9 protein-coding genes are annotated in these 13636 nt (G+C 47.6%); 5 read left to right on the top strand and 4 right to left on the bottom strand.

The features are described from left to right. Window positions 1–519: 519 nt before the first annotated feature. Window positions 520–3477 (top strand): SusC/RagA family TonB-linked outer membrane protein, encoded by a 2958-nt coding sequence (locus tag AAAT87_RS11185; RefSeq protein ID WP_428848577.1) that lies wholly within the window; start codon window positions 520–522, stop codon window positions 3475–3477. Between the two features lie 13 nt (window positions 3478–3490). Beyond that, on the top strand, window positions 3491–5041 hold the full coding sequence (locus AAAT87_RS11180; RefSeq protein WP_296974574.1) for a RagB/SusD family nutrient uptake outer membrane protein: 1551 nt from the start codon (window positions 3491–3493) through the stop codon (window positions 5039–5041). 146 nt (window positions 5042–5187) lie between these two features. On the opposite strand, the gene AAAT87_RS11175 is transcribed toward AAAT87_RS11180, so the two are convergent. From AAAT87_RS11175 to AAAT87_RS11165, 3 genes are read right to left on the bottom strand one after another with little or no spacing between them, the layout of a single operon-like run. Then, entirely contained in the window at window positions 5188–6096 is a 909-nt protein-coding gene (locus AAAT87_RS11175) for a hypothetical protein (protein ID WP_349226455.1), read from the bottom strand. Between the two features lie 27 nt (window positions 6097–6123). After that, window positions 6124–6885, bottom strand: a complete 762-nt coding sequence (locus AAAT87_RS11170; RefSeq protein ID WP_349226454.1) for a PG0215 family putative anti-sigma factor — start codon at window positions 6883–6885, stop codon at window positions 6124–6126. A 45-nt stretch (window positions 6886–6930) separates the two neighbouring features. Then, window positions 6931–7431: an RNA polymerase sigma factor gene (locus AAAT87_RS11165; protein ID WP_349226453.1), complete on the bottom strand. Its 501-nt coding sequence runs from the start codon at window positions 7429–7431 to the stop codon at window positions 6931–6933. 280 nt (window positions 7432–7711) lie between these two features. Here AAAT87_RS11165 and AAAT87_RS11160 point away from each other — a divergent pair, with 280 nt between their 5' ends. Further along, window positions 7712–9010 carry an ATP-binding protein gene (locus AAAT87_RS11160; protein WP_349226452.1) on the top strand — a complete coding sequence of 433 codons (1299 nt, stop codon included), beginning with the start codon at window positions 7712–7714 and terminating at the stop codon, window positions 9008–9010. 67 nt (window positions 9011–9077) lie between these two features. On the opposite strand, the gene AAAT87_RS11155 is transcribed toward AAAT87_RS11160, so the two are convergent. Continuing rightward, the gene (locus tag AAAT87_RS11155) at window positions 9078–11153 is read right to left on the bottom strand and encodes a glycoside hydrolase family 127 protein (RefSeq protein WP_349226451.1); all 2076 of its coding nucleotides are present in this window, start codon (window positions 11151–11153) and stop codon (window positions 9078–9080) included. Between the two features lie 277 nt (window positions 11154–11430). Here AAAT87_RS11155 and AAAT87_RS11150 point away from each other — a divergent pair, with 277 nt between their 5' ends. Both AAAT87_RS11150 and ilvA read left to right on the top strand, forming a co-directional pair. Beyond that, the gene (locus tag AAAT87_RS11150) at window positions 11431–12237 is read left to right on the top strand and encodes a Cof-type HAD-IIB family hydrolase (RefSeq protein WP_296974590.1); all 807 of its coding nucleotides are present in this window, start codon (window positions 11431–11433) and stop codon (window positions 12235–12237) included. Between the two features lie 171 nt (window positions 12238–12408). Next, window positions 12409–13608, top strand: a complete 1200-nt coding sequence (ilvA, locus tag AAAT87_RS11145; RefSeq protein WP_295024672.1) for a threonine ammonia-lyase — start codon at window positions 12409–12411, stop codon at window positions 13606–13608. The last annotated feature ends 28 nt before the right edge of the window (window positions 13609–13636 follow it).

Raw genomic sequence — 13636 nt, 5'->3', positions numbered from 1 at the left:
TCGTTAAATGAACTGTTTTAAACAGCCTACGTCCTCATCGACTCAATCATTAAAAAGTTTGTAAGGATGAAGAAAATAAGCAAAATCAAGTTTATGCTTTATTAACGAGAAGTTTTCTATAGGGGTGCTGAGTAGTTACTTCTATAGGGGTGCTGAGTAGTTACTCCTTGACACTTTAATGTTATCAAACGTTAAATATAGACAATCCAAAGACTTTTTCTACATAAAAATGCAAAAAGAACGAAAGTTTTGTGTATATTTGCCCCCACTTAAACAAAATTAAAAACCACGAAGGACAGACCTACATCTCTAAACGACTTGGTATGATCAGCCCTCACTGGTTCAAATTTTACCTATCTATAATATAACAATTTTGCAGTCCTAATAAAAAGGGGCTCTAAAAACTCTAAACTTTATGATATGAAGAACGAAAAGAAAAAACAGAAGGAGAATTTAAGGCTTCTCAGAAGCTATTCTCTGTGTGCGTGTATGATCTTTTTGGGTGGAATCGCTTTTCCTATGCCTTCTAATGCATCTAAAGCAACTGAACTGGCTACCCAGCAGAAAGGCAAGCAGATTACAGGTACCATAACCGATAGCCGTGGTGTGCCTGTGATTGGTGCAACCGTGCTCGAAGTGGGTACAACCAATGCTGCCATCACCGATCTGGACGGTCATTTCACTCTGAATGCACGTCCGGGTGTAAAACTCAAAATTTCCTATATCGGTTTCAAAGACATCCTCGTAACCGTAGGCTCTACCAATGAGTACAACATCGAACTGAAGGAAGATACCGAAGCTATCGAAGAAATCGTAGTTGTAGGTTATGGTACCCAGAAGAAAGTAAACCTCACAGGTGCCATTGCCACCATTTCATCAGATAAGCTGGTCAACCGTACCAGCGCCAACGTAACCAACATGCTGGCTGGTCAGATGCCGGGTGTTACCGTTATCCAGAACAGCGGTCAGCCGGGTGCTGACGGCGGTCTGCTGCGTGTACGTGGTCTCGGAACCATGGGTAACGCCAGTGCAATGGTTGTCATCGACGGTGTGGAATCTACCATGAGCAGCGTGGATCCTAACGATATCGAGAACATCTCTATCCTGAAGGATGCTGCAGCTTCTGCCATCTATGGTGTGCGTGCGGCAAACGGTGTGATTCTGATTACCACCAAGAAGGGTTCACGTGGCCGCGCCATCGTTTCCTACGACGGATACGTAGGTTGGCAGAGTGCAACCCGAATGCCTAAGTTCCTCGATTCATACGACTATGCAACCCTGATGAACGAAGCATACAGAAACGACGGATTGAACGAGCCTTACAGTCAGGAAGCCCTGAAGAAATTCAAGGATGGTTCTGACCCGGATCATTATGCCAACTCCGACTGGTTGGGTACCTTGCTGAGCGAGAACGGACTCTTCCACAACCATCACCTAAGCATCAAGGGCGGTAGCAACAAGATTACCTACTCTCTGGCTATCAACTACCACGACAAGGACGGTTTGATAGAGAATACCAACTACAACAAGTTCAATGTACGTGCCAACCTGGAGGCTTACATCAACAAGCGCCTGAAGGTTACTACCAACATGGCAGTATATCGCAGCGTGATGACTGCTCCAGCAGAAGGCATCAACAACCTGATGCACTACGCATTCCGCGAGACTCCGGTTACTCCTATCCAGTTCAAGAACGGCAACTATGCCCTGTTCAAGAACGAGCATAACTCTGTAGCTTCTGCCCGAAACGGCGGAACCAGCAAGCAGATCAACAACAACTTCCAGGGTAGCCTGGGAATGGATCTCGACATCATCGACGGCTTGAAGTTGCGTGGTATTGCTGCCACCACATTCAATCTGCTGGACAATCCTACCCATTTATATACCCAGAGTTTCTACACAGCAGATTCAGATACTCCTGTCAAGACAACCCAGAACCAGCTGACAGAGTATGACGCCAAGAAGGTGGAACTGAATCTCCAGGCATATCTGGACTACAACAAGACCTTCGGCAAGCATACCGTAGGCGCATTGCTGGGTTACTCTCAGATTTACAACCAGATGCGCTATCTGCAGGCATCACGAAAGAACCTGCCTAACTCAAATACACTCGACCAGATCAATGCCGGTGAAGTGACCACTCAGACCACTTACGGTACAGAGACAGAATACTCTCTGCGTTCCGTATTCGGCCGTCTGAACTATTCATACGATGACCGTTACCTGTTCGAGGCAAACCTTCGCTATGACGGAACTTCCCGTTTCCCAAAGAACAAGCGCTTCGGTGCCTTCCCATCATTCTCTGTAGGATGGAGAATCTCAGAGGAATCCTGGTTTAATGTTTCTTGGGTAGATAACCTGAAGCTCCGCGGTTCATGGGGTCTCCTGGGTAACCAGGATACCGTTAGTTCCAACTATCCTTACCAGACCACCTACGAGTATGGCTACGACTACAGCTTCGGCAACACCCTGTATCCAGGTATTTCCATCGCCAGCACGCTGGCTAACAGAGACTTGACCTGGGAGAAGACCAGCCAGTACGACTTCGGTATCGACGCTACCTTCCTGGGCAACAAGCTCACCTTCGGCTTCGACTATTTCCATAAGGAAACCCGCGACATCCTCCTGCAGTTGCCTATCCCTTATACACTGGGTGTAGGTGCTCCAATGCAGAATGCCGGAAAGGTTCGCAACTCCGGTTTCGAAGTGCAGGTAGGTCATAACAACCGCATCGGTGACTGGACCTACAATGTAGGCGCCAACTTCAGCCGTGTATCCACCAAGATTCTCGACCTGAAGGGTGGTGACACTCCAGGCCAGTCGGTAGGTGATCCTTTGTGGGCTTACTATGGCTACGTATGCGATGGCATCTTCAAGGATGAAGCCGACGTGAAGAATCATGTTTCTCAGGCTACCGGAGCTCCAATGCCTGGTGATTTGAAGTATCGTGACCTGGACGATTCCGGCTCAGTAGATAGCCGCGACCGTAAGGTATTGGGTTCTTACTTCCCAAAGATCAACTTCGGTCTGAACTTCTCTGTTCAGTACAAGGACTTCGATATGAGTGCCTTGCTCCAGGGTGCAGCCGACGTAAAGGGTATGCCAGTGCCAGAAATCAGATATGCATTCTACAATGGCGGTAAGGTGACCGATATTCACATGAACCGCTGGACCGAGAGCAATCCTAATCCGAATGCCGCTTACCCACGCTTGTCAATGAAGGATTCTCAGAACCGAGTAACTTCCAGCTTCTGGGTTCAGGATGCATCTTATGCCAAGTTGAGAAACCTGCAGGTGGGTTATACCCTTCCTAAGCAGCTGACATCTAAATATGGCATTAGCCGATTGAGAATATACAGTAGTATCGACAACCTGTTTACCATCACCAGCTTCGACGGCGTAGATCCAGAGGCAGTATCAGGCAACTACTATCCTCTTACAAGAAACTATTCATTCGGAGTTAATGTAACCTTTTAAAAACGAGTAGATTATGAAATTGAAATATCATTTTTTGAGTGGACTGATCCTTGCCTGCGGTCTGGGATTGAGTTCTTGCAACGATAGCTTCCTGGAGAGAAACCCAAAAGACCAGCTGTCTGACGTATCTTTCTGGAAGACTGCGGATGATGCAAACAAATATGCAACAGGTATCTACCTCTATCTGATAGAGCCGGAGAACCATACTATCATGACCGACTGCTATACAGACAATGCCATCCCGGTTCACGTAGGTGCAGAGCAGGGAGTCTTGTCAGCCGGTACAGCCGTATCGAGCAACCCTCACTTCCTGCAGCTCTGGCAGGCAGCTTACGAGACCATCCGCCGCTGCCAGATATTCTACGAGCACATCGGAGAAGTTTCCATGAGCGAGAAGGCAAAGGCGCAGCTTACTGCCGAGGTGCAGTTCCTCGAGGCTTTCGCTTATCACAACCTGTGGAAGTATATGGGCGGCGTGCCTATCCTGGATCATCCGCTGCAGTTGAACGAGCCACTTCCAGCCCGCAGTTCTGCTGAAGAGACCTACGAATATGTTGTGAAGCTCCTGGATAAGGCGGCTCCTAACCTGCCGGTAATCCGTACTGCTGCCGACCATGGCAAGGCTAGTGCCGGTGCTTGCTACGCCCTGAAAGCCCGTATGGCTTTCTACAACCACAAGTATGATGTGGCTGAAGCTGCAGCCGAACAGGTGATGCAGACTGGCAAGTTTGGTCTGTACCCTAACTACGGCGACCTGTTCCAGCCTGTAGCAGAAACCTGCAACGAGATTCTCTTCGACCGTGAGTATGTCGAGAATCCAAAGGATGGCAACGAGGGTAGCGTGATTGGTCTGTTCTTCTCACCTTGCGACTTTGGTGGTTGGGAGGCTTTGTCACCTACCCAGGATATGGTGGATGCTTATCCATGTACCGATGGTAAGTCTATCGCAGAGTCTCCACTCTACAACCCGGCCAAGCCATTCGAGAACCGCGATCCACGATTGGCTTACTCTATCTTCTGGCCAGGAACCACCTGTGGTCCGATGACATTCAACAACAAGTATATGGGTGACGGCAGCCATACCCGTACCGGATACAGCATGCGCAAGTACATCAATCCAGACAACTATGGAATCCAGAATTACGACTGGACCAACTTCATCTACATCCGCTATGCAGAGGTGCTGCTCACTTATGCCGAGGCACGCAATGAGAACCTTTCTGCTCCAGATGCCAAGGTTTATGATGCAGTGAACCAGATTCGCCAGCGTGTGAACCTTCCTGGTTTGGAAGAGGGTCTCAGCAAGGATCAGATGCGCGATGCCATCCGCCTGGAGCGCCGTCTGGAATTGGCATTCGAGGGAATCCATCTCTTCGATACCCGCAGCTACAGGACAACAGAGAAGGATGTTACCAAGCCTGTATATGGCATCGATCCTGACGGAAAGAAGATTCTGATAGAGACTCGCAAGTTCAATCCTAACCGCGATTACCTGTGGGCTATTCCTCTAAAGGAAATCGACTTGTCACAGGGTGTCTTGAAGCAGAATCCTGAATGGGATTAATTTTTAGTTATTAAATAAGAAGCCTTCTATCATCGATTGCAACGGCAATCTGACGATAGAAGGCTTTATTCTTACCTCGTTTCCACGAACCGGTATTTTAAGAGAGAGAGTTTCACTTTTTCCTCAGTTTATACCTCCAGGACTTACTACTTCCTCAAAGAATTGGCAGTTAGTTCCAGAAGGCTCTGCAGATATTCATCGTCTGTATCCTTCTTCATCCCATTCAGCGAAGTAGCGCAGAATTTCTTCTCGTCAGCATTCAGCAACTTAGCATACCCCTTACAGAGCTTGACAATCTTGTTGGCTACACCCGTCTGGAGGGTACGTCGAGTTACCTGATTTCCCAAATAAGGGTATTGGTCTCTGGCATTCTTAAAGGCAGCACGGAGCGTGTTGAGTTGCATGATAAACTCTGCCGCATCCTTTGGAGGAGTCATATCCAAGTCATAACTGCGAACCAGATTTTTGTTATACCTGATGTTGCCCAGAAAAACAAGAGAATCCAAACCCTGATCTGCTTTCATCTTATAAGATAATGAGGTCTTATAGGTTTGCGGATCCTTGGAGTAAAACTTATAGACACTACCCAATACCACATCATTCTTTCCTGGATACCATACCAAGGCATAAACATATCGCATGGTAGAATCCTTGCAGTCACGGATATACTGCAGGTTATAGTTGCGGTCCTTGTGAGCACCAAACAAGTAGGTTGCGGAATTGTTATTGCCATATCCCACCCGATTCGTCTCAATGCTGGCAGAACCCGCTTTCTTGGTAAAACTGATATAAGCGAGGCGACTATTGCTCAACAAAGCCTTATGAAAGGTATCTACCATTTTCTGCTTCTTTCCGGGAACGGCGAACTCAAATCCCTTCATCATACCTATATTATAGGTATTCATCGTGGAAGAAGTAACGAGGTCGTCTTGCGACAAATCCTGTACGAATTTATCAAAAGCCTGGTCGATAGCCGGTATAGGCTTCTGGGCATGGCAAGCCAAAGAGAGCATCATCAGGCAAGCCACAAATGCTAATTTAAAAGTTGTTTTCATATTCTTCTTCTTTTTAATTGTTTCTTGTTAATAAACCTCTTGGTCACCACTCACATAGTCCTCATCATGCACATTCTCCTCGCTTTCGAACGAGGCACTGGCAATTTCGGCATTGAGCGACTGGGTCTGAAGAGCATCGACGAGATAAAGTTTGAAGAACATTTCGTTCTGCTGTGCCTCCATCTCCCGGAGATGCGCATCGGCAAGCTTTTCCGGCTCTGTCAACAAAGAATCGGTAGCAATATTCTGAGCTATCCAAAGCTTTGGAGGAGCAGGAGCAAACAGATGCTGACGATATTGCCTCTGCTTGTGCTTCCTTGTCTTGGGAGATACGGAATCACCCGACTTTTTTATCTTTTCAGGCATGGAAAGATTGGCATCTGTCGATTTCTCCTCGTGGACAACAGCAGAATCAACATCCTCCTGAGTCGTTCTGCCATCGAGTTGAGTCATCTTCGAATCATCCTGATGCCCAGGCTGTTGCCCTATCCGAGGAATGGCAAGCACAAAGAGCAGGGCGATGGATGCAGCCATACCTATCGGCAACCATAGGCGACGCATTCGTGCCTTAGTCTTCGGATGAGCATCTTCTACATGATTCTCTGCCTCATAGTCGAGGGGCATCCCCTCATCGAAATATCCAAACATCAGCTGATATTCCTTCAAGTCATCGCTCACATCGGGATGCTGACGAAACCACTCCCCTAGTAGAGCCTCCTCTTCCAAAGAAGTCTCACCAGCCATAAATCGGTCGAGCAACAGTCGTATGTCCTTTTCTTTTTCGTTCATATCCAGTTTCCTCCTTTATTGATTATACCTATTTATATATAAGGGCTATCGACATCTTTTTCTGATTTCCTGCAACATCTGCTTTCTTGCCCTCGAAAGCAACACGGATACAGATTCTGTGGTGATGCCCACGATTTGCGCTATTTCCTCAAAGCTTTTCTTCTCTACCTGTCGCAGATAAAGCACCTCATATTGGTTGGAGGGCAGAGTCTTGAGGCGTTTTTGCAGCCACAGCTCGTTCTCCGAGTTTTCCACTTCCACATCGGGCGGCGCATAGTGGCTAGGCGACTTATCGAAAGGCTGGGCATCTATCGAAATCATCTTCCGCTTGCGAAAGAAGTCGATGCAAAGATGCTTGGCGATGCAACCCATCGAACCTTTGGCATGAGCAGCAGACTGAATATCATCCTTGATGGCCCAGAGCTTGAGCATCGCATCCTGTGCTATATCCTCAGCCTCATCGCAGCCAACACCATAACCTTGACTGATCTGCAAGGTTATCTGCCGCAACTGCGGAACGATATGGATGAATTCATTCTCTGTCATTAGCTCTCTTTTGCTTTATTTATTCAAAACTACAACATAAACGGAAAAGAAGTGTTTTTCTTAATGGGATTAACCTATATTAACAAGATGAGGGTGCGAAAAAGCATTATTTATGGGTCAAACATTTGGGGGATTTGGAACATTTTAGGAAAAAACATTTGGGGGATTTGGAACATTTTAACAAAAAACATTTGGGGAATTTGGAACTTATATGTATCTTTGCGCTCAAAACCAGCAAGTTATGAGAAAAAGAATATTTAAAAGAAAAGTATACGACAAAATGCTCGAATGGAAGCGAGAGAGAAATGGTAGCACAGCCCTCTTGCTCAAAGGAGCACGCCGTGTAGGAAAGTCAACAGTAGCCAAAGCTTTCGCAGAAAATGAATACAAAAGCTATATCCTTATAGATTTCGTACAAGCATCTAAGGAAGTGAAACAGCTGTTTGACAACCTCATGGACTTGAACTACATATTTTTGCGCCTCCAATCAATCTACCAAGTAATCTTGGAGCCACGCAAATCAGCCATCATTTTCGATGAAGTACAAATGTGCCCACAAGCCCGGCAAGCCATCAAATACCTAGTAGCAGACGGAAGATACGACTACATAGAGACAGGCTCTCTTATCAGCATCAAAAAGAATGTAGAAAACATTTTGATTCCAAGCGAAGAGACACGTTTGGATCTCTATCCGATGGACTACGAGGAATTTCGATGGGCAATGGGCGATACTGCTACATTTCCCCTACTCAAGCAGTTTTTCGATGCAAAAGTTCCATTGGGAGCAGCGCATCGAGAAGCTATGCGCAACCTTCGTCTATATATGCTCGTAGGCGGAATGCCACAAGCCGTAAACGAGTACTTAGACACCAACAATCTGAGCAAAACAGATGCCGTAAAACGAGAAATCATAGAACTTTATCTTGACGACTTCAGAAAGATTGACAAAACTGGGAGAGCTGCCAAGTTATTCGAGAACATTCCTTCCGAATTAAACAAAAATTCAGCCAGATACCAGGTAGCAAGCGTATTAGATGATGCAGGCAGAAAGAACCTTATGGGAGTCTTGGCAGACATGAAAGACAGCATGGTGGTCAATTTCGCCTACCACGCAAATGATCCCAATGTCGGTTTTTCATTACACAGTGACGAAGACTACTATAAAATGTTTGTTGGAGACACAGGTCTATTCGTCACACTTGCTTTTTGGGATAAAGACTACACAGAGAACACCATTTACGAAAAGTTGTTGAGCGATAAACTGAGTAGCGATATGGGATATGCCTATGAGAATCTCGTTGCCCAAATGCTTACCGCATCAGGAAACAAACTGTTCTATTACACATTTCCCCATGCAACAAGCCACAAGAACTACGAGATAGATTTCTTGCTATCTCGTGGCAAGAAGATTTATCCGATAGAAGTGAAATCGTCAGGATATAACAGTCACAAGTCGCTAGATGAGTTTTGTCTGAAGTTCTCTGATAGAATCGACAAAAGATACCTATTATATACGAAAGATTTTAAAAAAGATGGACAGACCTTATTGGTGCCAATATATATGACACCCTTGCTATAAATAAAATATAGAGAGGGTGTATCATAAGTCTATGACGCACCCTCTTTTTGATTTAAAAAACTATTTATTATTTATCCAAAGCATTCAAGTTCTGATAGAACCAGACATTCATCTGGTTGGCACCACGATGATTCCAGGCATAGTAAGGAATCAGGGTGAGCTTCTGGTTCTTGACAGAAACGGTGCCATCAGCAGCCTGGTCGAGCACCTGAGAAGAGGTCTGGATAGCCTTTACCGAGAAGGCTGGAGCGCCCTTGGTCTCTGTATTCTCGATGCTGTAGTTATCTACCAGCGAGAATGCAGGCTTCTTGGCCATGACGGCACGGAGCACAGGTTCGTTCTGATTATCCACAGCCTCAGCGCAATATACCAAAGGTCCACGCTCTACGGCAACCTTACCATTATCATCTGCTACCTTGCCATTAGCAACTACTGTACGTACCGGCATATCGAAGTGGATGCGGATGACATCGCCCTTCTGGATGTTCTTGACAGGCAGATAACCCTTGTTGGCATCGAGGTCAGCCTCTACAGCCTTGCCGTTTACGGTTACACTATAAGCAGGCTTCTCGGCATCGCTATACTTGTAAAGATCGCTAGGCACCACCTGGTTGCGAACCCATCCAGGAATACGGACCAGGAGGTTGGCATTCTTTACGCCGCTCTTCTTCACAGCAATCTTGATATCGCCGTTCCAAGGATACTCGGTAGTCTCCTCCAGAACCACATCCTTGCCATTCACCTTGATGGTAGATGTATTGCCGGCAAAGAGATTTACATAGATATTGTTGTCCTTCACGCCATAGAGATAACCTGGAACAGAAGGGATGAAGCGGCACAAGTTACTTGGGCAGCAGGCACATCCGAACCAAGGCTGGCGGGTGGTGTTGCCATCGGCATTGAAGGCATACTTGCCGTCGCTTGACAATGGGTTTGGATAGAAGAATCTGCCACCATCCATGCTCATACCCGAGATGACACCATTATATAAGGTACGCTCCATGCAGTCGATATACTTGCTCTCGCCGTGAAGCAGGAACATGCGCTCGAAGAGGTAAACCATAGAAATGGCTGCACAGGTCTCGTTGTAGGCAGTCATGTTTGGCAACTCATAGTTATCACCGAATGCCTCACCGGCATGGCGGGCACCTACACCACCTGTAAGATAGTATTTCTTGCCAACGATGTTTTCAAAAATGCGGTCGATCACCTTCATATAGGCAGAATCCTTGGTCAGGGCAGCCACATCGGCAATACCGGCATACATATATCCGGCACGAACCGCATGACCTACCGCCTCTTTCTGCTCCAGGATAGGAGCCTGACTCTGAGAATATGGGTTGCGGATATGAGTCTTGCCACGATAGTCGAGCAGATACTTAGCCTCATCCAGATACTTCTTCTCACCGGTCAGGGTATAGAGACGAGCCAAAGCCATCTCTGCAATCTGATGTCCCGGAACGATGGTAACCTGTCCTGGCTTAGGTCCCACCTCCTTTACCACACAATCGGCATAGCGCTTGGCGATGTTCAGGAACTTGGTGCTACCCGTAGCCTGATAGTGAGCACAGGCTGCATCTACCATGTGACCGAGGTTGTAAAGCTCGTGGCTCGCCTCCTCGTCCTTGACCCAACGCTTATTTCCCGACCACTGGTGTGGATGCTTTGGGTTGATGGTACGGGCGGTATAGAGATAGCCATCTGGCTCCTGAGCAGCAGCTACTACATCGAGCACGCTGTCGATGTAAGCCTTCAACTTCTTGTTCGGATAAGTCTGGAGGATGTAGCTGGCGCCTTCGATGGTCTTATAAACATCGGTATCATCGAAAGAGAAGCCCATGAACTTGCTTACATCCCACTCCTTGGTTTCCAAGCCCGGGTGGTTAGGATGCTGAAGGGTATAGGCAGCCATCTCGAAGTTCTTGTAACGGTGCTCGCTCTCACACTTGCTGAAAGCCAATGGCACGGTTACCTCTCGGGCAGCCTTCAGACGGGCACCCCAGAAAGTATTCTGTGAAATCTTCACACTGGTGAATGGTACTTGAGTGAATGGATAGCCATTGCCCAATGTCTTCTGCTTCTGCGCCATTGTTGGCATTGCCACGGCAGCAGAAAGCAATACTGCTGAAATTAATCTCTTCATATTGATAGGTTTAAAATTTATTATTGTTATATGATTTGCGGTGCAAAGATAACAATAATTTTCTAATATAGTGTATGTCAAACAACAAAAGATAGGTGCTTATCGTTCAAAAACCATTTAGCACTGATAAAAACAGAGTCATTTCGTTCAAATGACCACCTTTTGGGGAACAAAATTAGCAAAAATACACTTTACGTCCCATTTTTCAAAATATTATTGTATCTTTGCACGCATAAAAAACAAAGAATCACATAGAACAATGGAAAAAGCAAGACAGATTCCTTACCGTGCCATCGCACTCGACCTGGATGGCACCCTGACCAACCACGAGAAGGTGGTTACCCCGAAAACCCGCGAAGCGCTGCTCCAGGCTGCCAGCCAGGGAGCCGTCATCATCCTTGCATCCGGTCGCCCTACCTACGGCATCGAGCCGGTGGCAGAATGCCTGGAACTGCAGAAGCGAGGGGGCTATATCCTCTCCTATAATGGTGGCAACATCGTGAATGCCCAGACCGGCGAGAAACTCTTTACCCAGTTTCTGCCAGATGAGGTAATCCCTGTATTATATAAGTACGCACGAGAGAAGAGCCATGCCCTGCTGGGATACGCCGGCAATGAAATCATCACCGAAATGCCAGACGATCAGTATGTGAAGGAAGAATCGCGCATCAACAAGATGAACATCCGCAAGGTAGAGAATCTGCTCGAAGCACTGGAGCCTCATCCTACCAAGCTCCTCATGACGGGCGACCCATCGGATATGCTCAAGGCTGAACAGGAACTGCTGGATGTGGTGGGCGATAAGATGGATGTCTTCCGATCTGCCCCATTCTTCCTCGAACTGGTGCCTAAGGGAATCGACAAGGCGCAGTCGCTGAGAAGACTCCTCGCGAAGATCAATCTCACCCCTGCCGATATGATAGCCTTCGGCGACGGCTACAACGACCTGAGCATGCTCAAGCTTGCAGGCATGGGAGTAGCCATGGCGAATGCTGCCCCGGAAGTAAGAGCCGATGCCGACTACATCACCCTCTCGAATGAGGAAGACGGCGTAGCTGCGGCGCTGGAGCACTTCGGCATGTAGCAGGCCATCGCTCCCACATACTTACTCCAACCACTAAGGAAACTTGAGGGGAATAACAAAAATTAAATTGAAATATTTTGTGTTTTCTTCCTTTTAGAGTACCTTTGCAGTCAAAAATCACTCAGGAACTATCATCCTGGCAGATAACAGAATTAAAGCATATCAACGATTATGTTACAACTTGACGATTTCTACAAGGCCCGCTTCGTGCTGAGCCACGTGATTAGAAAAACTGAGCTGGTTCACACACCGAGAATCAACCCAGATAGTGATGTTTATCTGAAACCGGAATGCCTCCAGAAGACGGGGTCGTTCAAGATTCGAGGTGCATACTATAAGATTTCCCAACTCTCTCAGGAAGAGAAGGAGAAGGGTGTGATTGCCTGTTCGGCAGGCAACCACGCACAGGGTGTGGCTCTCGGCGCTACCGCCATGGGAGTGAAAAGCCTCATCTGTCTGCCCGAGGGTGCCCCTATCTCCAAGGTAGAGGCTACCAAGCGTCTGGGTGCAGAGGTCTGCCTGGTTCCGGGCGTCTATGATGACGCTTACCAGAAGGCACTGCAGCTGAAGGATGAGCACGGCTATACCTTCGTGCATCCTTTCGATGACGAAAAGGTGATTGCCGGACAGGGAACCATCGGACTGGAAATCCTCGACCAGCTGCCTGATGTAGAAGCTGTGGTAGTGCCGGTAGGTGGCGGCGGACTGATTTCGGGAGTCGCTTTCGCCATCAAGTCGCTCAATCCTAACGTCAAGGTCTATGGAGTCCAGGCAGAGGGAGCAGCCAGCATGGTTCAGAGCCTCCACGACCACAAGCAGGAGAAGCTGCCATCTGTGGCAACCGTAGCCGACGGCATCGCCGTGAAGGAACCGGGAAAGATTACCTTCGCAACCTGCTCCAACTATGTGGATGAAATCGTCACCGTAAGCGAGGACGAGATCTGCGCAGCCATCCTGAAGCTCCTCGAGAGCGAGAAGATGGTGGCAGAAGGTGCCGGAGCAGCCAGTGTGGCTGCCGTGATGTACAACAAGGTACCGGTGAAGGGCAAGAAGACCATCTGCGTAGTAAGCGGCGGTAACATCGACGTAACCATCCTCAACCGTGTCATCAACCGAGGATTGGTAAAGAGTGGACGTCTCTGCACCATCGAGATGGAGCTGGACGACAAGCCGGGCGAGCTGGTAGAGGTAGCCTCCGTCATCGCAAGCCTGGGCGGCAACATCACGGGAGTTCATCACGACCGTTCTGCCAACCGCAACAAGGTGAATGCCTGCGTACTCCGTGTCACCATGGAGACCCGCGACGAGGAACACGTCAAGGAAATCAAGAGTGCCCTGGAACAGAAGGGCTTCCATCTCTGGATTATATAAGAGAAGAGACTTTTAGAAATATCCATAA

Origin of the sequence: Segatella sinensis, from assembly GCF_040095255.1 — a bacterium.
Classification (GTDB): domain Bacteria; phylum Bacteroidota; class Bacteroidia; order Bacteroidales; family Bacteroidaceae; genus Prevotella; species Prevotella sinensis.
This window is presented reverse-complemented; position numbering and strand designations above follow the sequence as displayed.